Genomic DNA, 23,973 nt, shown 5'->3' with positions numbered 1-23,973 from the left:
GAAAATCAATAGCAAATGAATAAAAAAGCAATCATATTCGACCTAGATGGCGTAATCGTAGATACGGCTAAATACCATTATTTAGCTTGGAAAAATTTGGCCAATGAACTAGGGTTCGATTTTACAGAAACCCAAAATGAACTTTTAAAAGGTGTAAGTCGTGTAAAATCTTTGGAAATTTTATTGGAAATAGGTAAAGTAAATTTAAGTCAGGATAAAAAAGATAAACTTTTAATCGAGAAAAATAAGGAATATCTAGAGGAAGTCAATCAAATGACCGATGATGAAGTTTTACCTGGAATTTTAGAGTTGCTGAATTTTTTAGATAAAAGCAATATAAAATATGCGTTAGGTTCTGCCAGTAAAAATGCACCATTAATTTTAAAAAAAGTGGGATTGTACAATAGGTTTGCAGCTATAGTAGATGGAAACGATGTCATTAAAGCAAAGCCCGATCCAGAAGTTTTTTTAATTGCAGCAAAAAAATTAAATGCAGATCCTAAAGACTGTATTGTATTTGAAGACGCTATTGCTGGGGTACAAGCAGCAAACGCAGCAGGTATGATCTCCATAGGAATTGGAGAAAAAGAAACGTTGCATGAAGCAGACTATATTTATGCTGACACCTCGAAAATAAATATTGATTTTATAACAAAACTATTGGGAGTTGAAAAAAGTCAGAAGACCAAAGTCTAAAGTGAAAAATACAATAGCACTTCAATAGTTCCCCTCTTGAGAGGGGTTAGGGGTGTGTTTTTTGGACAAAGAATAATTTAATAATAGTAGAATTACAAAAAATAAGCCTAGCGTCTAACGTCTAGCATCTAATATCTAGTAAACCAATGAACCAAGATTATATAAAACCCAATCCATGGTCAATTTTAGAAGAAGGATTTGACCCTGAAAACGTAAAGGCATCCGAAAGTTTGTTCAGTATCGGTAATGGAGCCATGGGGCAACGTGCCAATTTTGAAGAAGCCTATTCGGGTGCAACTTTTCAGGGAAGTTATATTGCAGGTGTATATTATCCAGATAAAACTAAAGTGGGTTGGTGGAAAAACGGGTATCCTGAATATTTTGCCAAAGTATTGAACGCTCCAAGTTGGATCGGTATTAATGTTGCCATAAACGGTGAGCAGTTGGATCTTTGCAAGTGCAAAAAAGTTGAGAATTTTAGACGTGAACTCAACATGAAAGAGGGGTGGTTGTCGCGTAATTTTAAAGCTACTTTGAAAAGTGGTATTGAAATTCAAGTAGATGTTAAACGTTTTTTAAGTTTGGAATTGGATGAGGTCGGTGCTATTTCTTATGGTGTTACTCCCCTCAACCAGGATGTAAATATTTTATTCGAACCTTATTTGGATAGTAGTATCACAAACGAAGATTCTAATTGGGATGATAAATTTTGGCATACGACTAAAGTTTCTAAAAGTGGTCAAAAAGCATTTATAGAAGCACACACTATGAAAACAAAATTTCATACCTGCACTTTTATGGAGTCGCAATTTTTTTTGGATGGCAATCCTTTAAAATTAAAACCGGTTGCTAGGAAAAAACCACAGTTTATTGCTCTAATGTACGAGCAAAATGTAAAACAAAACGAGACTTTTACCATTCACAAATTTGGTGGCTATACAGTAGATAGAAATCATCCTAAAAACGAACTCATTGCTTATGCAAAAAAAACATTGGCTAAAGCCAGTAAATTAGGTTTTGACCAACTGTTAGACTTGCAAAAAGAGTCGTGGAACGCGATTTGGGATATGGCGGACATTACCATTGATGGCGATGTTAAGGCACAACAAGGCATTCGTTTTAATATTTTTCAATTGAATCAAACCTATTTAGGTAAAGATTCGCGATTAAATATCGGCCCTAAAGGTTTTACCGGTGAAAAATACGGTGGTAGCACTTATTGGGATACTGAAGCCTATTGTATTCCATTTTATATGGCGACAAAAGATCAACAAGTGGCTCGTAATCTGTTAAAGTACAGATACAATCATTTAGAAAAAGCCATAGAAAATGCAGAAAAATTAGGGTTTAAAAATGGAGCGGCACTTTATCCAATGGTAACGATGAACGGTGAGGAATGCCATAACGAATGGGAAATTACTTTTGAAGAAATTCATAGAAACGGTGCAATAGCTTTCGCTATTTTTAATTATCATCGCTACACTGGAGATTATAGCTATATTCCTGAAAAAGGCTTGGAAGTACTCATTGCTATTGCAAGATTTTGGTACCAACGTGCCAATTTTTCTAAGGAAAAAAAGAAGTACGTTATTCTAGGTGTTACAGGTCCTAATGAATATGAAAATAATGTAAATAATAATTTTTATACCAACTATATAGCTCAATGGTGTATCAATTATACATTGGAAAATATTGCTATAGTTGAGAAAGAATTTTCTTCTGATTATAATAGAATTTCTAACAAAACCAAAATCTCTAATGATGAGTTACAGCAATGGAAAAAGGTTGCTGACAATATGTATTTTCCATTTTCTGAAGAATATAATGTCTATCTACAACAAGATGGGTTTTTAGATAAAGAATTGATTACAGTTTCCAATTTAGATAAATCTCAACGTCCCATAAATCAAAAATGGTCTTGGGATAGGATTCTCCGTTCGCCATATATCAAACAGGCAGATGTCTTGCAAGGATTCTACTTTTTTGAAGAGTATTTTACCAGGGAAGAACTGGAACGTCATTTCGATTTTTACGAGCCGTTTACGGTTCACGAAAGTTCATTGTCGCCATGCGTACATAGTATTCAAGCGGCAAAATTAGGCAGGATGGATAAGGCGTATCAATTTTATTTACGGACATCACGATTGGACCTTGACGACTACAATCATGAAGTGGAAGAGGGGTTGCACATTACTTCTATGGCAGGTACATGGATGAGTATTGTAGAAGGTTTTGGTGGAATGCGTGTTAAAGATAACATGTTAACGTTCGAAACAAAAATTCCGAAACAATGGAAATCGTATACTTTTAAAGTGAATTTTAGGAACAGTATTGTTAAGGTAAATGTAAGTCATAATGAAACGAGTTTTAATTTGCAAGGAGATGAAACTATAACAATTATTGCAAATAATAAATCGATCAAACTAGCTCCTAACGAGTAGTTGACTGCTTAAATTTATAACAATGAAAAAATTCTTATTTATAATGATTGCACTTGGCTCAAACCTAAATTTTGCCCAAATAGAACGCATAGAACCACTCAATTGGTGGGCGGGTTTTGAAAATAACAACTTACAACTATTGGTAAAAGGTGAGAATATCGGCAAAGCTATTCCAAGCATTTCTCATGATGGTGTTAACTTGATGAGTGTTAATAAAGGGACGAGTACAAATTATTTATTTTTAAATTTAAAAATAAACAGGGATGCCAAACCCGGAAAATTTGATATAGTATTTCGTCAAGAAAATAATAAAGATTTAAAGTATTCCTATGAGTTAAAAGCTCGTAAAAAAAATGCTAATGATTATGTTGGTTTTGATAGCTCTGATGCTATTTATTTAATTACACCAGACCGTTTTGCCAATGGAAATGCTGTTAATGATAAGGTTACGGGCTTAAAAGATCAAACGTTGAACAGGGCTGAAGATTATAATAGACATGGTGGCGATATTAGAGGAATGATCAATCATCTCGATTATATTAAAGATATGGGTTTTACGGCTATATGGCCAACACCATTATTGACCAATGATATGTCCGAATCTTCTTATCACGGTTATGCCATTACCGATTTTTATCAAGTCGATCCTCGTTTTGGGAAATTAGAAGCTTATGTAGAGTTAGCCGAAAAGATGAAAGAAAAAGGAATGAAATTAGTAATGGATCAAGTGGCTAACCATTGCGGAATTGAACATTGGTGGATGAAAGATTTACCATTTGACGATTGGATAAATCAGCAGGAAAAGTATAAGAACAACGAAACGGTTCTAAAATCCAATCACAGAAGAACGGCGAATCAAGATTTATATGCTAGTAAAATTGATAAAGAACAATTGAACGATGGTTGGTTTGTGGATTCAATGCCCGATTTGAATCAGAAAAATCCATTTATGGCGACCTACATTATTCAAAACAGTATTTGGTGGATTGAAACATTGGAATTAGGCGGAATCCGCCAAGATACCTATCCCTATCCTGATAAAGATTTTATGTCGGATTGGGCTGGGGCGATTATGAAAGAATATCCCAACTTTAGTATCGTAGGTGAGGAGTGGAGTTTAAATCCATTGTTGGTTGGATACTGGCAAGCTGGAGCAAAAAATAAAGATGGATACGAATCCAATTTAACTTCGACTATGGATTTTCCTATGCAAAATAATATTGTGCAAGCACTAAATGAAGAAGAATCTTGGGATCAAGGTTTAGTAAAACTTTATGAAGGATTGGCAAATGATTTTCATTACCCGAGTCCAGAAAATATTATGATTTTCCCTGATAATCACGATATGAGCCGAATTTACACCCAATTAGGTGAGGATTTTACCAACACCAAAATGGCATTGGCAACTGTTTTACTATTGCCGAGAATTCCACAAATTTATTATGGAACGGAAGTGTTGATTAGTGATGTTGAAAAACCGGGCGACCATGGTCTGATCCGTACAGATTTTCCTGGAGGTTGGCCAGGCGACTCTGTAAATGCATTTACAGGAGAAGGATTGAGCAACGACCAAAAAGACATGCAAAATTTTCTTAAAAAAGTATTGAATTATCGTAAAAGTAGTGAAGCTATTCACAACGGGAAAACCATACATTTTGCTCCTGAAAATGGAATCTATGTATTGTTTAGAGTAGGAAAAGATGAAACCGTTGCGATGATTTTGAATAAAAATGACCAACAGGTTCAATTAAACCTGAACCGTTTTAAAGAAATGGGCTTGGATAAAAAACCGATGAAAAATATAATTTCTGAAGAAGAAATAACATGGAACAGTCCTTTTGTAATGATGGAAAAAGGAGTGGTTCTGTTAACTACAAAAATGTGATATTACAAGTAATAGTTCCCCTCTTGAGAGGGGTTAGGGGAGTGTTTTTGTTAACTCAAATAGATAAAGGAAGTATCAATAGATGACCAAAGTAAAGTTCATATCAACTTGGGTATTTTTGTTTTTAGCAAACATATCTTTTACTCAAGTAACTTTTGTTGTAAATAAGTTTCCTGCCGATACGGTTTTAACCGACATCTATATTTCAGGTGACTTTGAAAGATGGACAGGTGGTCAAAAAGATTATAAACTCCAACAAATAAAAAATCATTATTTTATCACGTTGCCACAATACGAAGGAACAATCAATTTTAAGTTTACCAAAGGTACATGGGAGACTGTTGAAACCGAAAAAAATTTTAATCAAATTGAAAATCGTCAATACACTTTTAATATGCCGAACGACACTGTAAATATTGAGATAAAAAATTGGTCGAAAGGGAAAGTTCCAAATTCAACGGCATCAGAAAATGTAAAATTATTTTACAAAGCGATGCACATTCCACAGCTCAAAAGGAAACGACGAATTTGGGTGTATTTACCTCCTGATTATGAAACTTCTAAAGAAAAATACCCTGTATTATACATGCAGGACGGACAAAATTTGTTTGATGCTGCTACCGCTTTTGCTGGAGAATGGGCTGTTGACGAAACAATGAACAGATTGGCAAAAGAGAAAAATTTAAAAATGATTGTGGTTGGTATTGATAACGGTTCAAAACACAGAATGGATGAATATTCCCCTTGGAAAAATAAAATCTATGGTGGCGGAAAAGGAGATGCTTATATCAAATTTATTGTAGAAACACTAAAACCAAAAATAGATAGTAGTTTTAGAACTAAACCTCAAAGTAAACATACTGCAATTATGGGAAGCTCTATGGGCGGATTGATTTCGTATTATGGAGCATTAAAATATCCAAAAACATTTGGTAAAGTTGGTGTGTTTTCACCTTCGTTCTGGTTTTCGGACAAAGTGATTGATTTTACTAAAAAGCAAAGTAAAGGCACTAAGGTTAAGGCTTATTTTTTAATGGGAAGCGAAGAAGGAAATAGTGCTATTGAAGCCATGGAAAAAGTAGTAACTACCCTAAAAAAAAGTGGTTATAAAAAGAAAAATTTCATAAAAAAAATTGTATTGGGCGGCAAACACAATGAAGCTCTATGGAGAAACGAATTTGAAGAAGCCATTTTATGGCTATTTGATAAATAATACAGATTATGAAGAAATATTTATATCTTTTTTTAGTAGTTTCACTATTATTTGCGTGTAATAAAGAGAAGAAAACGAAAGAAAAACAACATATGAAAGTAGAAAATAAAGCCCATAAAAAAGTAATTTATCAGGTTTTTACACGCCTATTTGGCAACACCAACACTACCAATAAACCTTGGGGAACTATTGAAGAAAATGGGGTTGGAAAATTCATTGACTTTACGGATAAAGCCCTAAAAGAAATTAAAGAGTTGGGTATTACACATATCTGGTACACTGGTGTCCCACACCATGATGTCATTAGAGATTATACAGAATTCGGAATTTCTAACGACGATCCTGATGTGGTGAAAGGTCGTGCGGGATCGCCGTATGCAGTTAAAGACTATTATAATGTGAATCCCGATTTAGCTGAAAATCCAGCGAACAGACTGGAAGAATTTAAAGCCCTGATTGAACGGACACATAACGCAGGACTAAAATTAATTATCGATATCGTTCCCAATCACGTAGCAAGAAATTATCAAGGGTTAACAAACCCAAAAGGAGTTGATGATTTTGGTGCTAAAGATATTAAATCTGTGGTTTATGATGTAAACAACAATTTTTACTATGTTACGGGTGAGGCATTTAAAGTTCCAGAATGGAAAAATGGTTATCAACCGTTGGGAGGTGAAAAGAACCCTAAAATTGATGGCAAGTTTGAAGAATATCCGGCAAAATGGACGGGTAACGGATCAAGGGCATCTCAACCCGGTATGAATGATTGGTACGAAACGGTAAAAATAAATTATGGTGTAAGTCCAGATGGTAGAAAAGATTTTAATGAGTTGCCCGAGGGTTTTGAAAACGAAGATTATAAAAAACACTACCATTTTTGGAAGGACAAGACAATACCTAATTCTTGGGTAAAATTTAAAGATATTGCTTTGTATTGGATAGAAATGGGCGTTGATGGATTCCGTTACGATATGGCTGAAATGGTGCCAGTCGAATTTTGGAGCTATATGAATTCTGACATAAAAATGAAAAATAAGGACGCTTTTTTAATGGCTGAGGTTTACAATCCAGATCTGTACCGAGAATATATCCGCAATGGTAAAATGGACTATTTATATGATAAAGTTCAGTTGTATGATACAATTAAAAACATTATGCAAGGGCATGGTTCAACGGATCACATTTCAGGAATTCAAAACTGGAAACATGATATAGAGCATAATATGTTGCACTTTTTAGAAAATCATGATGAGCAACGAATTGCTAGTCCTGAATTTGCTGGAAATGCTGAAAAAGGTAAACCTGCAATGGTGGTTTCTGCAACAATAAGCTCATCACCAACATTGGTGTATTTTGGTCAAGAATTGGGTGAACCCGGAGCTGAACATGCAGGATTCGGTAGCCCATCACGAACTTCCATTTTTGATTATGTTGGTGTTCCTCATTTACAACGTTGGGTTAATGATAAAAAATTTGACGGAGGGCAATCCACACCTGAAGAAAAAGCATTACGTGATTTTTATAAGCGATTGTTAAACTTCACAATCAAGAATTCTGCTTTGATGGGCGAGTATCAAGATATACACCATCATAACAGAGAACATACGGAATGGTATAACGACAAAGTGTATTCTTTTGTGCGTTGGAGGGGTGATGATAAACTAATTATCGTTTCTAATTTCAACGACAGTAATCACTACGGATTTGATTTGCAAATCCCAAAAGATGTCATTGAAAAATGGAATTTAAAAGATGGCTCATACTCAACCGAAGATCAAATATATCATAAACATAAACCTACTTTAGAAGTTAGAGATGGTGTTGGTTATATAAGGATTGAGTTAGATACGTTGGAATCTGTTATCCTAAAATTAGAATGATAACAGTAAAATTCCTCTCCTTTTTTCAAGCCCGTCTGCCTTTGTCGGGCAGGGAGGGATGCCTAACGCTAGTTTAAATTTTAGGAGGATTTTTTAGGACGGGGTAGTTTTTTGGTAATTGAGCAAAAAGTTGAAGAATTAGTTTTGTTGAAGGATTGAAGATTGCATGAACACACCCAAGGTGTCCCCTCAAGGGGACAACACTCATGGTAAAAAAATTATATGAAAAATACTTATATTTTTAAAGTTGGAAGAAAGTTAAAAAATATATTACAAATTTAATCGCATATATTGTCCCCATGAGGGGACCTTGGGGGTGTTTACGCGAATCACTAAATCCACCCAAAATTTAAAATCATAAAAAAATGAAAAAATACCTATTCCCAATTTTATTGGCCATACTACTTTTTAACTGTACAGATAAAAAAGAAAATAAAGATGTAGAAACAATACGGCCAGAAATCCCATTTGTCTGGGAATCTGCCAACCTTTATTTCCTGTTGACAGATCGCTTTAATAATGGTGACACAACGAACGATATCAACTTTGATCGCACCAAAGAAACTGCAAAATTAAGAGGCTTTAAAGGGGGCGATATTAAAGGTGTAACTCAAAAAATTAATGAAGGATACTTTACTGAATTAGGTATTAACGCTATTTGGATGACACCCATTGTAGAACAAATTCACGGTGGTACAGACGAAGGCACAGGTGTAACCTACGGATTTCATGGCTATTGGACAAAAGATTGGACGGCTATTGACCCAAATTTCGGCACAAAAGAAGATGTAAAGGAATTGGTGGAAACCGCTCATAAAAACGGTATTAGAATTTTATTGGATGCGGTGATAAATCATACTGGACCAGTTACTGAAAAAGACCCTGTTTGGCCTTCGGAATGGGTGCGAACAGAACCAGCGTGCACCTATCAAGATTACGAAAGTACCATTGCTTGTACCTTGGTTGAAAACCTTCCAGACATCAAGACCGAAAGTGACGAAGAAGTTGATTTACCGCCACAATTGGTCGAAAAATGGAAAAAAGAAGGACGTTACGAACAAGAAGTAGCTGAATTAGATGCTTTTTTTAAACGGACAGGTTATCCAAGAGCACCAAGGTTTTACATCATAAAATGGTTAACGGATTATATTACCGAATTTGGTATAGATGGCTACCGTGTAGATACGGTTAAACATACCGAAGAAAGCGTTTGGCAAGAATTCAGAACCGAATGTGATTTTGCTTTTGCCGAATGGAAGAAAAACCATCCTGAAAAAGTGTTGGACGACAATAATTTTTATTTGGTTGGTGAAGTATATAATTACGGTATAAGTGGCGGTAAATTTTTTGATTTTGGCGATAAAAAAGTTAATTATTTTGACGATAGTTTTAATGCATTAATCAACTTTGAAATAAAATATGACGCCACAAAAACCTACGATAGCATTTTTGTAAAATACGATTCACTGTTGAACACGAACTTAAAAGGGCACAGTGTTTTAAATTATTTAACGTCACATGATGATGGTCGGCCATTTGACGCTGAAAGGACTAGACCTTATCAAACAGCCACGACTTTGTTATTAACTCCTGGTGCTTCACAAACCTATTACGGCGATGAATCAGCTCGTGATTTAACAATTGAGGGCACTCAAGGTGACGCCACCCTACGTTCTTTTATGAATTGGGATTCTATTCAAAATAGTTCAGAAACCAAAGAAGTCTTAACCCATTGGCAAAAACTAGGCAAATTCAGAAATCATCATCCAGCTGTGGGTGCGGGTCGTCATCAAAAAATATCAGATTATCCTTATGTATTTTCTAGAACTTTTGCTAAAGGAAATTATACCGATAAAGTTATCATTGGTTTGGGTCTTAAAAATGGAAAAAAAGTAATGGAAGTCTCGTCTGTTTTCGATGATGGCATTGAATTAAAAGATGCCTATTCAAATCAAATTGTTAAAGTTGAGAATGGTAAGGTAATTATTGATTCTAATAATGAAATTGTTTTATTGGAACAAAATCTGGTACAAGATTAAAATTAACCAAATACTTTTTTCCGTTAAAAATTTTATTGTTTAAGCTAATCTGTTTTTTAAGGTAAAGTATATTCGTTTTGTTAGAGTCTATCATTTTCCTAACTTAGTCAATTATACATAATATGGAAAAATTGAAATAATATCACAGTTTCAAGAGTAACAGTTTTGTTTTATCTTTTCATGTCAACAATAAAAAATGGCAACAGAAATTATTTTAGTATTTGTTATTTTATTGATTACGGTGGTGCTGTTTGCCTTCGAGATTTTTTCTGTTGATAAAATAGCGTTTTTTATTATAGTTTCTTTAGTGCTTTCAAGTCTGGTTACACCAGAAGAGGCTATTAGCGGTTTTTCCAATAGTGCTACCATTGCGGTATTGGCATTAATGATATTAGCCATTGCTATGGAAGAAAATGGAGTTATTAATTGGCTCACTTCTGGTATGAGCAGGGTAAAATCATTACCACTTTATTTTATGGCACCTATTTTTATGATGGTAACCGCTGGTATTTCGGCTTTTATAAGTACTACCGCTGTTGTAATTGTATTTATTAAGATAATAAATCACTCTCCGAAAAATATAATATTTCGCAATCTAAATTGTTGTTGCCTATTTCTTTTGCTGGTATTTTAGGAGGCTCGTGTACGTTAATGGGTACTTCTACAAATCTTTTGGTAAACTCTGTAGCTATTGATTTAGGGGCAACCAGATTAGGTTTTTTTGAATTTTCTATGTTGGGACTGATTTTTTTAGGAATATCGATTATCTATCTTACCATAATTATACGCTGGTTACCTTGGGACAAACAAAAAAACTTCAGCGAAGATTATAAAATCAACAGTTATATAACCCAAATAAAAATAAACAAAGATTCAGATTTAATAGGAAAAACTATTGACGAAACTTTTATTTATAATGAGGAGGACATCTCATTGTTAAAATTGACCAGAAATAAAAAAGCACATAACTCACCAGGTAAATATATCACTTTAAAGGAAAACGATGAGCTTTTGATAACTACCGATTTAGAAAATTTAACAAAGCTTAACGATTCGAAACACTTAACCATTCATCAAGAAAAATTTATTCAAAGAAATGGTGAAAAACTAAATGATAACACAGAAAAACCTAAAGATGACGATAAAGTATTTGTAGAATTGCTAATGTTACCTGGAGCCTTGTTATTAGGAAAAAAAATAGGTGAATTATATAACTTTATGATTACAGATGCAATTCCCATTGCCATAAAAAAGCGAAAAACTTTCAATATAAACGAAAGGTTGTTCTTAGATAGAAATAAAGATAATATTACTTTAGAAGCAGGCGATAGATTGTTGGTGCAACTGGAAAGGGAAAATGTTCAGTCTTTAGAAGAAATTGAAAACATTGTGGTTTTAAAAGAACTGGAGTCTTTACAAGTGGTTAAGCCTTTTAAAAAATATTTTTCTTTAATTGTATTGCTAGGAGTTATAACATTGGCTGCAACGGGCATACTTACTATTTTAGTAAGTGCCTTAACCGGTGTTGCTGTGTTGCTACTTACCAACACCTTAGACCTGAACAATGTTTATAAAAAGGTGAATTGGCAAATATTTTTCTTGTTGGCTGGTATGATTCCGCTAGGAATAGCAATGCACAATAGCGGAGCTGATACCTGGATTTCCGAAAAACTACTGGGCTTTTTGTCAGGTCAGTCTAAAATAATGGTTATAGGTACGCTTTTTTTGGCAACTATGGTTATGAGCGGTGTAATAAGCAATAACGCAACTGCCATAATAATGACACCCATTGCTATATCTGTGGCACAAGGTCTTAATATGGATTTTAAAGCATTTATTTTGGCAATTATGTTTGCAGCTAATTTCAGTTTTTTTACACCCGTTGGGTATCAGACCAATACCTTAGTTTATGGTATTGGCGACTATAAATTCAAACACTTTTTTTTAATTGGAGGTTTGTTGTCCTTAATTTTATGGATAACAGCCACATTATTATTAACTAAATATTATTAAAATGACGACAAAATTTTCTATAGAAGAAGCAATAAGTAAATTATGGGACAAATTAGATGGTTGGTTAGATGCCGTCATACTCAAGTTGCCAAATATCGCAATGGCAATAATTGTGATAATAGCATTTTATTTTTTAGCCAAAGGCATTCGTAACCTTTCCAGAAAATATTTGTTGAACAAAATTAGTCAGGTTTCTATTCAAGATATAATTGCGAAAACTATTTTTCTGACCATAGTGATGATCGGATTTTTTATTGCACTTGGTGTGCTAGAGCTAGATAAAGTTTTGACAAGTATTCTGGCAGGTGCGGGCGTTGTTGGTCTGGCAGTGGGCTTGGCCTTGCAAGGTACATTAAGTAATACCGTTGGTGGTGTGGTACTTTCATTTATGCCAAGAATTCGTATTAACGATTACATAGAAACCAATGATATGTCTGGCTTTGTGTCAGAAATTAGTTTGAGAAATATTGTGTTAAGAAAACCAGATAATAATTATGTTATTATTCCAAACTCTAAATTTGTTACTGATTCTTTTACCAATTATTCCCTCACTGAAAGAACTAGAATTACAGTAACATGCGGTGTCGGTTACGAATGCGATTTACAAACGGTTGAAAACATGGTTGTAAAATTAATTGGAGGCAGTTTTGAACAAAAAGGGAATGAAGAAGTAGAATTTTTCTTTACCGAATTTGGCGATAGTTCCATTAATTTTATGGTAAGATTTTGGATTGACATGACAAAAAGTAAACAAGAACACGATGCGAGGCATAAAGCCATAAAACTTATAAGAAGCAAGTTCAACGAAGAAAATATAAATATTCCTTTCCCCATCAGAACGTTGGATTTTGGGAAAAATAATTTGCAAATTGAAACAGATAAAACACAGAAAAAATAATTTTAAATAATAGAAAAGCCCAAGGCATTTATTCTTCGGCTTTTCTATTATAATAAAAAGTATACCAATTAATTTTTTTTTTAGTTTATTTTTCAGCCTTATATGCCACATCTCCATAGTTTTGTAAGTTTATAGAACCTGATTCTCCTGAACCTACATTATCCGTTTGAAGATAGGAATCCCAAATATTATTTTCGGTAATCCAATAGTCGGCACTTACAATACTTACTGATAAAATTACTAGATTAGGATCGTGCTTGCCATCAAACCAGTTGTTCATAATAGGTTTCCATAACTTCTCTAATTTCACATCATCTAAAATATGTGTAGCATGTGCGAATACCGATAAATAATCTTGCTTATCATGATTTGCGTAAAGTAGCTGAACACGGTTGTCCTTTTCTATTTCCTTAAAAGGAGAAGCTTTTTTGCTGGTAAAAAAGATGAGGTCACCTTTATCATCTAATTCTAATGTTGTCATCGGGTAAACAGAAAAAGGTGTTTTCTGCAAGTTTGTTGCCATCATACAAACGGGATTGTCTCTAACTATACTACTGATTTTATTTATTTTTTCATCTCGGCTTAAAGTTTGTGTATTGTCCATAATTATATTTTTAAGTTTCAATAAATATGATAAAATAGGTGCAGAGATATTAATGTTTTTGAAATTAAAATTAACTCAGAAAGGTTCCTCAAGTTAAAAGATTGTAATGCTATTATTATTGATTAAATGTTATTGGAGTTTTATTTAAGATTGGTTGACGTAATTAAGAAAAGTTTAAAAAAAGTTGAATGTTTTGTAAAGAAAAAGCTCCCAATTTCTTGGGAGCTTTTATTGCTAGTAGCGGGGACTGGACTCGAACCAGCGACCTTTGGGTTATGAGCCCAACGAGCTACCTACTGCTCTACCCCGCGATATGGACGGCAAAGATACATATTTTTAATTCATTAGAAAATTATTTTACACAAAAAAAAGTCAAACAAAGAAATGCTTGACTTTTAATTACTTGAGTTAGTTATTTTTAAATACTCCCTTAATGGGAGATGCCGAAGGTAGAGAAGTTTAACCGTTCATTGAAATTAAAAACTCTTGATTGTTTTTAGAGAATTTAATTTTTTCGCTAATAAATTCCATTGCTTCAATAGGGTTCATATCCGCTAAATATTTACGCATAACCCACATACGCTGTACGGTTTTTTCATCTAACAATAAATCGTCTCTACGAGTACTTGATTTTACCAAGTCAACAGCAGGGTAAATTCTACGGTTAGCAATATTTCTATCTAGCTGTAATTCCATGTTACCTGTACCTTTAAACTCTTCAAAGATTACTTCGTCCATTTTAGAACCAGTATCGGTCAACGCAGTTGCAATAATGGTTAAAGACCCACCATTTTCAATTTTACGGGCCGCTCCAAAAAATCGTTTAGGCTTGTGCAGGGCATTAGCGTCAATACCACCAGATAATATTTTTCCGGAGGCTGGAGCAACAGTGTTGTAAGCTCTTGCCAAACGTGTTATTGAATCTAATAAAACAACAACATCATGTCCGCACTCAACTAGTCTTTTTGCTTTGTCTAAGACTATATTGGCAACTCTAACATGCTTTTCGGCAGGTTCATCAAAGGTAGAAGCAACAACTTCCCCTTTTACGTTACGTTGCATATCTGTTACCTCTTCGGGTCTTTCATCAATTAACAGAACAATTTGATAAACTTCAGGATGATTTGCGGCAATAGCATTGGCAATATCCTTTAGTAACATTGTTTTACCGGTCTTGGGTTGAGATACGATCATACCTCTTTGTCCTTTACCTATTGGTGAAAATAAATCGATTATCCTAGTAGATGTTGAGCTTCCTTTTTCTGCGAGATTAAATTTTTCTTTGGGAAATAAAGGTGTAAGATGTTCAAATGCAACTCTATCTCTAACAATACTAGGGTTTAATCCGTTTATTAATGAAACCCTGATCAGTGGAAAATATTTTTCGCCTTCTTTTGGAGGACGTACAATCCCTCTTACCGTATCGCCGGTTTTTAAACCAAATAATTTAATTTGTGATTGCGAAACATAGATATCATCAGGTGATGATAGGTAATTATAATCTGATGATCTTAAAAACCCATAGCCATCTTGCATAATTTCCAATACACCTTCGCTTTCAATTATGCCGTCAAATTCAAAATCAGGATCTCTATATTTTCCCTGTCTTCTGTTTACCCCAGGCTGTGGTTTACTTTGCTTATTGGAATTTCTTTGATTAGAACCATTTTGATTATGTTCTTTACGAGAGTTTCTATGGTTTTTTGGCTTATTCTCTTTAGTTTTATCTTCTGCAACGGTGTCATCTTTTTCTACTTTCTTAGGAGATGATTTTGGTTCAGGTTTATTTATTTTCTCTGATTTTTCAGTTACAGGAGATTGAGGTTCAGCTTCATTTGCGTCGTTATGTAGAGGTTTAACAGGTACGGGTTTCCCAATTCGCTTACGTGGTTTTTTGTTAGCAGGTTTACGCTCTGTTATTGGCTCTGAAGCTACTGGTTTTGTAGCCTGAACATCTAAAATTTGGTAAACTAAATCCAACTTTTTGAGTTGTTTGTATTTTGGCACACCTATTTTTTCGGCAATTTCGTGTAATTCGGGTAATTTTTTCTCTTTTAAAGATTCGATTTCAAACATTGAATAGTAATGTAATTAATTAATATAAAGAAGGAACTTCCTATAACTAAGAGTTGTAAAATAAATTGTATGATATTTTAAAATTAATGAATATTGCAAAAAGAAGAAAATCTACAATATGCGGTATTTGTGATGCAATTATACAAATTAAATTTAATATATAAGTTTATTTCTTAAAAAGTTTAACTTATTTTTGCAAAGTTATTTTAATTAAAAAACATGATTCAACGTATTCAATCACTGTATTTGCTTTTTGCGGCTGTATGCTCGTTAGGTCTAATACATACGTTTAATTTATGGGCTAATAAAGTTGGCAATACTTATTATGCTTTAGATTTATTTAACGAGAACGACCTTACTTTAAAAATAATCCCTATATTATTTATAATATCTGGGCTATTGAGTATTGTAAGTGTTTTTATGTTTAAAAAAAGAAAAAATCAGTTTGTTGTAAATCGTTTAAACATTCTGGTAAATTTTATTTTATTAGGTGTGTTGATTTATCATCTACTAACTTTATCTGGAGAAAGTCAAGTTTCTGAGAAGGGTATTGGGGCATTTTTACCTATTGTGGTTATTGTTTTGCTAGCCATTGCGAACAAAGCTATTAAGAAGGATGAAGACCTTGTAAAATCTGTAGATAGATTGCGATAGACCTAACATCTTAGTTATATTGTGCGAAAAGCTTATCGGAAACGGTAAGCTTTTTTTGTATAAAAAAACAGTCACACTAAAAGCGTGACTGTATCTAATTGGAGTATTTCGTTGTCGCTAAACACTTATATATAATAAATACTCCTTGTAATAAGGGGAGAAAAGAAAGGGGAGAAAGGAGAGAGGTTAAAACCACTCACCATTTATAATAGGAGTTTTCTTTTCTCTGGTACTAATATACTAATTATTTGTTTTGTTGACTTTATTCGGTAATTTTTTTTTACAACTACTTAAATTGTTGATAAACAAATTTTTACAACATTAATAATTAAATTGTTAACAATTTTTAGCTTACTTATTAACAATTTTTTATTATATTACACTCACAAAATGTCAATTTTTATATTTTTAAATAAAAACTAGTGGTTTTTGGGTAGTTTTTAAAATACCCAATTACACTATAAGTTATAGATCTTGACATTAAAAATTTAATTAATAACTCTAAAATCCCCTATCATGAGAAAATTAGTACTCGCACTGAGTGCTGTTTTGGTATTGGCATCTTTTACCAACAGTACAAACAAAACAACTATTTTAAAAGACATTGACGGCACATTATTACAATCTTATCCTGTAATTGAAACAATTGATGGTAATCATAAAATTACTTTCGCGGTTAATGCTAACACTATCGTAACCTCAAATGTTGTTGACAACCAAACACATATCAATTTGGTTGAAAATGGTTTTTCGAATAAAATCGTTACGCACACTATAACTTTTAGTACATCAAGTGTTGATTTTAATAATTTTTTTGAAAGTAATTTTGATGTAGCTTCAAATGAAGATGACGCACCTGCAAGAAGAATTAGAAAAGGCAAACCAAAAAAATTAATGGAATAGTTTACCAATTATCTATTATTTAAATCCGAAGTTTTACTTCGGATTTTTTTTTATCATTTTATGATATACCACACACAATATAAAGCCATATATTCAGTTTAATACTATAAATAATAAACCTCCTATTTTAAGTATGGTTGATGAAGATTTAAAAGAGTTTTTAAACGATAAGATTACCGTTCATATTGCAGACGATCATCAAATCTTGATTGATGGCGTTATGGCCGTGCTTGGTTTAGAACGAGATATTGATGTTGTTGGATATTCTTTAAATGGCGAACAGGTTATAGAATGGTTTGAAGAAAATTCATCGGATGTTTTAGTATTAGACATTAATATGCCTATTTTAGATGGGCTGGAAGTGCTTAAGAAATTTCAGGGCATGGAAGATGTTCCTAAAATAATTATACTGTCAAGTTATGATGATATAAAGCTGATAAAAGAAGTTTTGGGCATGGGGGCTATGGGCTTTGTCCCTAAAAAATCTGCGGGGGAACATATCGTTAAAGCTATTAGAGAAGTTCATAAAGGCAAACAATATTTTAGTGATGAGGTTAAAGAGAAAATGATGAAAACACTTATGGGCAAACCGATGCACAAAGCAGATAACCCAGAAGGTGTGCTAATCAATTCATTGACCAGAAGGGAATATCAGATATTGAAACTTATCGCCCAACAATATACTACAAGAGAAATTGGCGATACTTTAGGTATAAGCGAAAGTACAGTTGAAACACATCGTAAAAACCTGATTAAGAAAGTTAACGTAAAAAATACGGTTGGCTTGGCTATTTTCGCCATGAAAAACGAAATAGTATAATAGTATTGCTACTTTTAGCTAACTAAGCTTAACAATTATGTTACCGGTTCAAACCCAAATAGCTAAATATAAGATAGTGCTTTTCATTTTTTGCATGTTAAGTGGTTTTTGGCTTTACCCGCAAACCGACCCTCTTGAAAAAGTAATTGAAATAAATCTTCAGAATAAGGAATACGAACTGGCACTAAGTAATATTGAAAAATTAGAAAGTAATTCAAAATATCTAAAATCAGATAGCAATAAATTAAACTTACATTTATTAAAAGCTAAGTTTTTATATGACACTAATCAGCACGAAAGGGCTATTAATCTGCTCTTAAAAGGATTTTCAGAATTAGCGGATAATACTTCCCAAAAAGCTTTGTACATAAAATATGCAAAGTATCTGGGTAAGATATTTAACGAGGCTCAAAATTATAATAAATCAATAGAATATTATAAAGAGGTTTTGGACAATGCCTTGGTATTGAAAGATACCCTAAACATTTTAGATGCATATTTATCATTGGGCAAAAACTATTATAACAAAGAGGTAAAGGATAGTGCAGTTATAAGTTTCACCAAAATGTTGGGTTTTCCGGTTACAGCTAAAACTGAAAATTTCATTTCTTTTAGTTATAATAATCTTGGCATTATCGCAAGTGAAACAGATCTGGAATTGGCAGAAGATTATTATAATAAATCGTTCGAAATAAAAGAAAAACAAAAAGATACTGTGGGGCTGGCAACCGCGGTAATGAATTTAGGGGGTATTTATTATGATAAAGAAGAGTTTGTTAAAGCTAAGGAAAATTATTATAAAGCTTACCAAGCCGTTAAAAGATTAAAATCGGAACGGGCTGTAAAAGTTCAGGAATATGCACTTTACAATTTGGCGTACACCAACGAACAATTGGGTGACTTTGAAAAAGCATACAGTTATTTAGAAGAAGCTACATATTTAACCGATAGCATTAACGAAGCAAGTGTTGCCGAAAATATTTCTGAAATTGAAGCTAAATACAATGCTGCAAAACAAGCTCAAAAAATAGAAGAGGAAAAATCGTTGCGTTTAAGAGCCCAATTTTTATTTTATGGCTCCGCATTAGCCTTATTGGCGTTTATAATATTAGGTTATATTTTTTATAGAAACTATAGGCTAAAGCAGAAAAGCAAGATAGAGCAATTGGAAAATGAAACACAAACTAGAATAATAAATGCAACTATTGATGCCAAGGAAAAAGAAAGAAAATCAATAGCTGGAATTTTGCACGATAGTGTTAGTGCTTTGTTATCATCCGCCAATTTACATTTGCAAGCCACTAAATCACAGTTAAAAACAGGTGCTCCTCAAGAAATAACAAAAGCCCAACGTATCGTTAACGAGGCTTCCGTTAAAATTAGAGATCTGTCACATGAACTGATCTCATCGGTACTACTAAAATTTGGGTTGGCTTTTGCCGTCCATGACCTTTGTCAAAAATATTCTAATTCTGAAATTACATTGCGTAGTGACGATAAAGGTATAAAAAGGTACGATCAAGATTTTGAAATTAAAATTTATAATATTATTGAAGAATTGATCAATAACATTCTAAAGCATAGTAAAGCTTCAAATGCCACCATAATGTTAGTGCATAGAGAAGATAATATGCTTAGTGTAAGATTGAGCGATGATGGTATTGGTTTTGATATTAAAACCATAAAAAATAAAGATGGGTTGGGTTTAAGCCATATAAATGCCAGAGTTAAGGTAATGAACGGTATTTTTAATATAGTATCCTCTAAAGGAAAAGGCACCAGTATTTTTATTTTAGTGCCTATTCAGTTAAAATCGAATGGTTTACGGTCAATAATTTAAGCTTTTTTACCTAGCTCAATAACTTCTAGATTTTCAATTTTAGAACCATCAACTTCAAACCGTAACATTGTTCTAATTTTATGAAACCCATGTTTTCCAGCGGCTCCAGGATTGAAATGCAAAAGGTTTAGTTTTTTATCGTTCATTACTTTTAAAATATGCGAATGTCCAGAAATAAAGATCCTTGGCGGATTTTTTTTAATCTCCTCTTTAATCCTGATATTGTACCTATTAGGATAGCCACCAATATGGGTAATCCAAACATCCACATTTTCAATGGTAAACCTATTATCTAAAGGGAATTCTTTTCTGATTTCAGTATTGTCAATATTGCCATAAACTGCTCTAAGCGGTTTTAAATTTTTAATGGTGTCACTTACATTTACATCACCAATATCGCCCGCATGCCAAACTTCATCTGCTTGCTTTACAAATTTTAAGATTTGGTCATCAATATAACTATGCGTATCAGAAAGTAACAGTATCTTTTTCATTTTCAATAATTACTAGGGAGTTAAAATTAGGAATACCTATCTTTGCTTTTTTAGCAAAAATAATATTTCTTGAGGTATTTTATTGAACTTTCATATAACGGTAAAAATTATCATGGTTGGCAAATACAGCCCAATGCAATTTCGGTTCAAGAAGTTTTGACAAAAGCCTTTTCAACCATTTTAAGGATTGATGTTGACATTGTTGGTGCCGGAAGAACAGATACAGGTGTACACGCACTGCAATTATTTGCCCATTTTGATGTTGACAGCATTTTAGATGGAGAAGATATAACGAGAAAAATTAATGCTTTTTTGCCAGAAGATATCGTGGTAAAAAATGTTTTTAGTGTAGAAGATGATGCACATGCCAGATTTAGTGCTACTAGCAGAAGTTATGAATATAGAATTTGGTTGGGCAGAAATCCTTTTTTGATCGATACTACTTGGCAATTGTATCAAAAAAAACTTGATTTGAATAAAATGAACCAAGCTGCAGCTATATTGTTAGAAAATACTAATTTTAAATGTTTTTCTAAATCTAAAACAGACGTTAGAACTTATAACTGTAAAGTTATGGATGCAAAATGGGTGAAAATCAATAATGAATTGACGTTTTGTATAACAGCAGATAGGTTTTTAAGAAATATGGTTAGGGCAATTGTGGGTACTTTAATTGAAGTAGGTTCCGGTAAAAAATCAATAGAAGATTTTATTGAAATACTCAAAAGTGAAGATAGGCGTAAAGCGGGTGTTTCAGCTCCACCACAAGGCTTGTTTTTGTCTGAAGTTAACTACCCTAAATCTATAATAAATAAATTATAAATGAGTAACAAAGTTACAGGTAACGCTTTTGATTTTAAAATTTTTAGAAGGTTAATGTCTTATGCCAAGGCGTATCGGTCTCAATTTATATTTTCAACAATTGCAGTACTTTTATTAGCGGCACTAGCCGCAGCTAGACCCATTTTGTTGCAATGGATAGTAGATGAATATATCCTCGGTAAGGAAGTCAAATTATTATTGACTTTTAGTTTAATAATGCTGGGGGTACTATTGTTAGAGGTTGTATTTCAGTTTTTGTTTATATATTTCACAAACTGGTTGGGTCAAAATATTATAAAAGATATCCGTGCAAAACTGTTTGACAAGGTGCTCAAATTTAGAATGCAATATTTTAATAAAACACCGGTCGGCAAGTTGGTAACAAGAGTAGTCTCCGATATTGAAACCATTGCAAGTATTTTTGGACAAGGTCTGTTTCCAATTATAAGCGATTTGTTGCAGATGTTAGTGGTCATAATAATTATGATGGTTATGAATTGGCGGTTAGGATTGATTGTAGTGGCCGTTTTACCTATTATGGTGTATGCCACTAAGCTTTTCCAAATAAAAATTAAAGGCACTTTTCAAGATGTACGAGATCAAGTATCCAATCTTAATAGTTTTGTTCAAGAAAGGATTTCAGGGATGAAAATCGTGCAATTATTTACTCGCGAAAAGATTGAACATAAAAAATTCTTAAATATTAATGATAAACATAAAAAAGCCCATATCAGAACTATTTGGTATTATTCTATTTTCTTTCCGGTAGTTGAAATTTTATCTTCACTTACATTGGCGGTAATTGTTTGGTATGGTGGACTTACCGCTGCGGTTGAAGGAGCTACTTCTTTTGGGGTTATTACAAGTTTTATTTATATGACCAATATGCTTTTCAGACCTTTGCGTCAAATCGCCGACAAGTTTAATACCCTTCAAATGGGAATGGTAGCCGCTGAAAGGGTGTTTGTAGTGTTGGACGAAAATGCTACCGAGGTTGATACCGGAATTTTAGAAATTAAACACTTTAAAGGTAATATTAAATTTGATGATGTTCACTTCAGATATCTTGAGGATGAGCCGGTATTGCGAGGAATATCTTTTGAGGTAAAACAAGGCGAAACCGTTGCCGTTGTCGGTGCTACGGGAGCGGGAAAATCGACAATAATCAATTTATTGAGTAGGTTTTATAGGATAAATTCAGGTAGTATCACTATTGATGGCATAGAATTAAATAAAATCAAATTAGAATCATTACGAAATCAAATAAGTGTGGTGCTGCAAGATGTTTTTCTGTTTTCAGATTCTATTTTAAATAATATTACCTTGAATAATAAGGATATTAGTTTGGAAGAGGTAACGGAAGCGGCTAAAGTAATTGGTATTCATGATTTTATAATGACACTTCCAAATAACTACCATTATAATGTAAAGGAAAGAGGAGGTATGTTATCCGTTGGGCAACGCCAGCTCATCGCTTTTCTAAGGGCATATGTAAGTAAACCCGCAATTTTGGTTTTAGATGAAGCGACCTCTTCTATTGATGCACAATCCGAAAGGTTGATCCAAAAAGCAACAAATACAATAACCTTAAACAGAACCTCAATAATTATCGCACACCGATTGGCAACTATTAAAAAAGCGGATAAAATTATTGTAATGGAAAAGGGTAAAATTGTAGAGCAAGGCACACATAAAGAATTGCTCAAACAAAAAGGATATTACAGTAAATTATATGAAATCCAATTTGAAACCGCTCAAGCGAGTTAGTTGTTAAGTTAATGGTTATTGAGTTATTAGTTACTAGAGGAATGAAAATGATTTGTTGAAATTTGGATTTTGCTATTTGAAATTTGTTTTTTAAACTCTGAACTCAAAACTCCGAACTCATAACTATTATTCCAGATCCTCCTTAATCATTTCCTTTAAACTGCTTAAGTCATTAAATAAAATAAACTCACCATCTTTAATATAGGATATTTGTCCAGTTTCTTCAGAAACAGCCAGAGCTAAAGCATCGGAACGCATGGTAATTCCTAAAGCGGCTCTGTGTCTTAGTCCAAAACGAGCGGGAATTGAAATGTCTTTTTCAATAGGTAAAATTACTCTTGTGGCGGTAATAAAATTATCTTCAATAATAACGGCACCATCATGTAAAGGACTGTTTTTATAAAAAATACTGGTTAAAAGTGGCTTATTAACCTCAGCGTACATTTTATCGCCAGTTTGTTTAACCAAATCTAAATTGTTGTTTCGCTGAATAATAATCAAAGCACCAGTTTTGGTCTTTGACATTTCATCACAAGAATTAATAATGCTGTCAACATCAGTTGTAATAAAGTCTTCAGTACCACGCAGATTGGTGAATAGCTTGAATCTCTTTAAGAAACCCTTTTTTCTTGTAAAATTGGTAGAGCCAACCATTAATAAAAACTTTCTTATTTCTTGTTGAAATACAATAATTAACGCGATAAATCCGCCACCTAAAAATTTGCCCAAAATATCACTTAGCAGTTCCATTTGTAAGGCAACGGTTAGTTTCCAAATCAAATAGACGATAGCGATACCCAAAAAAATGTTGATAGCAACAGTGCCTCTAATTAGTTTGTAAACATAATAGAGCAGTATTGCAACCAAGACAATATCTAAAATATCTAAAATACTAAGGTCTAAAAATTTGAATGCATCCAAAAAA

At 33.2% G+C, this 23,973-nt stretch carries 19 protein-coding genes and 1 tRNA gene; 15 read left to right on the top strand and 5 right to left on the bottom strand.

Going from position 1 to position 23,973, the window contains the following annotated elements; all coding sequences use genetic code 11:
* The first annotated feature begins 15 nt into the window (after window positions 1-15).
* The 9 genes from pgmB (at window position 16) to UMM65_RS04305 (ending at window position 13,068) form a co-directional block, all read left to right on the top strand.
* Entirely contained in the window at window positions 16-696 is a 681-nt protein-coding gene (pgmB, locus tag UMM65_RS04345) for a beta-phosphoglucomutase (protein WP_321975256.1), read from the top strand.
* A gap of 146 nt (window positions 697-842) precedes the next feature.
* A complete protein-coding gene (locus UMM65_RS04340) occupies window positions 843-3,137 on the top strand; it encodes a glycoside hydrolase family 65 protein (protein ID WP_321975255.1) in 2,295 nt (764 codons plus the stop codon).
* 22 nt (window positions 3,138-3,159) lie between these two features.
* Window positions 3,160-5,022 carry a glycoside hydrolase family 13 protein gene (locus UMM65_RS04335; RefSeq protein WP_321975254.1) on the top strand — a complete coding sequence of 621 codons (1,863 nt, stop codon included), beginning with the start codon at window positions 3,160-3,162 and terminating at the stop codon, window positions 5,020-5,022.
* Window positions 5,023-5,104: 82 nt separating this feature from the next.
* A complete protein-coding gene (locus UMM65_RS04330; protein ID WP_321975253.1) occupies window positions 5,105-6,235 on the top strand; it encodes an alpha/beta hydrolase in 1,131 nt (376 codons plus the stop codon).
* 8 nt (window positions 6,236-6,243) lie between these two features.
* Window positions 6,244-8,118: an alpha-amylase family glycosyl hydrolase gene (locus UMM65_RS04325; protein WP_321975252.1), complete on the top strand. Its 1,875-nt coding sequence runs from the start codon at window positions 6,244-6,246 to the stop codon at window positions 8,116-8,118.
* A 365-nt stretch (window positions 8,119-8,483) separates the two neighbouring features.
* Window positions 8,484-10,157, top strand: a complete 1,674-nt coding sequence (locus tag UMM65_RS04320; RefSeq protein ID WP_321975251.1) for an alpha-amylase family glycosyl hydrolase — start codon at window positions 8,484-8,486, stop codon at window positions 10,155-10,157.
* 196 nt (window positions 10,158-10,353) lie between these two features.
* Window positions 10,354-10,791: an SLC13 family permease gene (locus UMM65_RS04315; RefSeq protein WP_321975250.1), complete on the top strand. Its 438-nt coding sequence runs from the start codon at window positions 10,354-10,356 to the stop codon at window positions 10,789-10,791.
* A complete protein-coding gene (locus UMM65_RS04310; RefSeq protein WP_321975249.1) occupies window positions 10,764-12,170 on the top strand; it encodes an SLC13 family permease in 1,407 nt (468 codons plus the stop codon). Before UMM65_RS04315 ends, UMM65_RS04310 begins: the two co-directional genes overlap by 28 nt.
* A 1-nt stretch (window position 12,171) precedes the next feature.
* On the top strand, window positions 12,172-13,068 hold the full coding sequence (locus UMM65_RS04305; protein WP_321975248.1) for a mechanosensitive ion channel family protein: 897 nt from the start codon (window positions 12,172-12,174) through the stop codon (window positions 13,066-13,068).
* An 85-nt stretch (window positions 13,069-13,153) separates the two neighbouring features.
* Here the strand turns inward: UMM65_RS04305 and UMM65_RS04300 are convergent, their stop codons facing one another.
* From UMM65_RS04300 to rho, 3 genes are all read right to left on the bottom strand, one after another.
* On the bottom strand, window positions 13,154-13,672 hold the full coding sequence (locus tag UMM65_RS04300; protein ID WP_321975247.1) for a pyridoxamine 5'-phosphate oxidase family protein: 519 nt from the start codon (window positions 13,670-13,672) through the stop codon (window positions 13,154-13,156).
* A gap of 238 nt (window positions 13,673-13,910) precedes the next feature.
* A tRNA-Met gene (locus UMM65_RS04295) sits at window positions 13,911-13,983 on the bottom strand.
* A gap of 148 nt (window positions 13,984-14,131) precedes the next feature.
* Entirely contained in the window at window positions 14,132-15,748 is a 1,617-nt protein-coding gene (gene rho / locus UMM65_RS04290) for a transcription termination factor Rho (protein ID WP_321975246.1), read from the bottom strand.
* A gap of 219 nt (window positions 15,749-15,967) precedes the next feature.
* Here rho and UMM65_RS04285 point away from each other — a divergent pair, with 219 nt between their 5' ends.
* From UMM65_RS04285 to UMM65_RS04270, 4 genes are all read left to right on the top strand, one after another.
* Entirely contained in the window at window positions 15,968-16,402 is a 435-nt protein-coding gene (locus UMM65_RS04285) for a DUF4293 domain-containing protein (RefSeq protein ID WP_321975245.1), read from the top strand.
* A gap of 516 nt (window positions 16,403-16,918) precedes the next feature.
* Window positions 16,919-17,305, top strand: coding sequence for a hypothetical protein (locus tag UMM65_RS04280; RefSeq protein WP_321975244.1), 387 nt, complete (start codon window positions 16,919-16,921; stop codon window positions 17,303-17,305).
* 133 nt (window positions 17,306-17,438) lie between these two features.
* The gene (locus tag UMM65_RS04275) at window positions 17,439-18,125 is read left to right on the top strand and encodes a response regulator transcription factor (protein WP_321975242.1); all 687 of its coding nucleotides are present in this window, start codon (window positions 17,439-17,441) and stop codon (window positions 18,123-18,125) included.
* A 37-nt stretch (window positions 18,126-18,162) separates the two neighbouring features.
* Window positions 18,163-19,965, top strand: coding sequence for a tetratricopeptide repeat-containing sensor histidine kinase (locus UMM65_RS04270; protein ID WP_321975241.1), 1,803 nt, complete (start codon window positions 18,163-18,165; stop codon window positions 19,963-19,965).
* Here UMM65_RS04270 and UMM65_RS04265 read toward each other — a convergent pair.
* Complete coding sequence (locus UMM65_RS04265; RefSeq protein WP_321975240.1) at window positions 19,962-20,459, bottom strand: metallophosphoesterase family protein; 498 nt, start codon at window positions 20,457-20,459, stop codon at window positions 19,962-19,964. The two genes, UMM65_RS04270 and UMM65_RS04265, sit on opposite strands and share 4 nt — an antisense overlap.
* A 69-nt stretch (window positions 20,460-20,528) precedes the next feature.
* Here UMM65_RS04265 and truA point away from each other — a divergent pair, with 69 nt between their 5' ends.
* Window positions 20,529-21,281, top strand: coding sequence for a tRNA pseudouridine(38-40) synthase TruA (gene truA / locus UMM65_RS04260; RefSeq protein WP_321975239.1), 753 nt, complete (start codon window positions 20,529-20,531; stop codon window positions 21,279-21,281).
* On the top strand, window positions 21,282-23,048 hold the full coding sequence (locus UMM65_RS04255; protein ID WP_321975238.1) for an ABC transporter ATP-binding protein: 1,767 nt from the start codon (window positions 21,282-21,284) through the stop codon (window positions 23,046-23,048).
* A gap of 126 nt (window positions 23,049-23,174) precedes the next feature.
* Here the strand turns inward: UMM65_RS04255 and UMM65_RS04250 are convergent, their stop codons facing one another.
* Window positions 23,175-23,969, bottom strand: coding sequence for a diadenylate cyclase (locus UMM65_RS04250; protein WP_321975237.1), 795 nt, complete (start codon window positions 23,967-23,969; stop codon window positions 23,175-23,177).
* Window positions 23,970-23,973 lie beyond the last annotated feature (4 nt).

Origin of the sequence: Aureibaculum koreense, assembly GCF_034296135.1 — a bacterium.
Taxonomy (GTDB): Bacteria; Bacteroidota; Bacteroidia; order Flavobacteriales; family Flavobacteriaceae; genus Aureibaculum.
Note: the sequence above shows the minus strand (reverse complement) of the source record. Positions and strands in the feature narration are given on the sequence as shown.

What these genes read in the sequence shown, in the direction of transcription:
- pgmB (WP_321975256.1), top strand. Translation starts at nt 16, where the DNA reads ATGAATAAAAAAGCAATCATATTCGACCTAGATGGCGTAATCGTAGAT.
- UMM65_RS04340 (WP_321975255.1), top strand. Translation starts at nt 843, where the DNA reads ATGAACCAAGATTATATAAAACCCAATCCATGGTCAATTTTAGAAGAA.
- UMM65_RS04335 (WP_321975254.1), top strand. Translation starts at nt 3,160, where the DNA reads ATGAAAAAATTCTTATTTATAATGATTGCACTTGGCTCAAACCTAAAT.
- UMM65_RS04330 (WP_321975253.1), top strand. Translation starts at nt 5,105, where the DNA reads ATGACCAAAGTAAAGTTCATATCAACTTGGGTATTTTTGTTTTTAGCA.
- UMM65_RS04325 (WP_321975252.1), top strand. Translation starts at nt 6,244, where the DNA reads ATGAAGAAATATTTATATCTTTTTTTAGTAGTTTCACTATTATTTGCG.
- UMM65_RS04320 (WP_321975251.1), top strand. Translation starts at nt 8,484, where the DNA reads ATGAAAAAATACCTATTCCCAATTTTATTGGCCATACTACTTTTTAAC.
- UMM65_RS04315 (WP_321975250.1), top strand. Translation starts at nt 10,354, where the DNA reads ATGGCAACAGAAATTATTTTAGTATTTGTTATTTTATTGATTACGGTG.
- UMM65_RS04305 (WP_321975248.1), top strand. Translation starts at nt 12,172, where the DNA reads ATGACGACAAAATTTTCTATAGAAGAAGCAATAAGTAAATTATGGGAC.
- UMM65_RS04300 (WP_321975247.1), bottom strand. Translation starts at nt 13,672, where the DNA reads ATGGACAATACACAAACTTTAAGCCGAGATGAAAAAATAAATAAAATC.
- rho (WP_321975246.1), bottom strand. Translation starts at nt 15,748, where the DNA reads ATGTTTGAAATCGAATCTTTAAAAGAGAAAAAATTACCCGAATTACAC.
- UMM65_RS04285 (WP_321975245.1), top strand. Translation starts at nt 15,968, where the DNA reads ATGATTCAACGTATTCAATCACTGTATTTGCTTTTTGCGGCTGTATGC.
- UMM65_RS04280 (WP_321975244.1), top strand. Translation starts at nt 16,919, where the DNA reads ATGAGAAAATTAGTACTCGCACTGAGTGCTGTTTTGGTATTGGCATCT.
- UMM65_RS04275 (WP_321975242.1), top strand. Translation starts at nt 17,439, where the DNA reads ATGGTTGATGAAGATTTAAAAGAGTTTTTAAACGATAAGATTACCGTT.
- UMM65_RS04270 (WP_321975241.1), top strand. Translation starts at nt 18,163, where the DNA reads ATGTTACCGGTTCAAACCCAAATAGCTAAATATAAGATAGTGCTTTTC.
- UMM65_RS04265 (WP_321975240.1), bottom strand. Translation starts at nt 20,459, where the DNA reads ATGAAAAAGATACTGTTACTTTCTGATACGCATAGTTATATTGATGAC.
- UMM65_RS04255 (WP_321975238.1), top strand. Translation starts at nt 21,282, where the DNA reads ATGAGTAACAAAGTTACAGGTAACGCTTTTGATTTTAAAATTTTTAGA.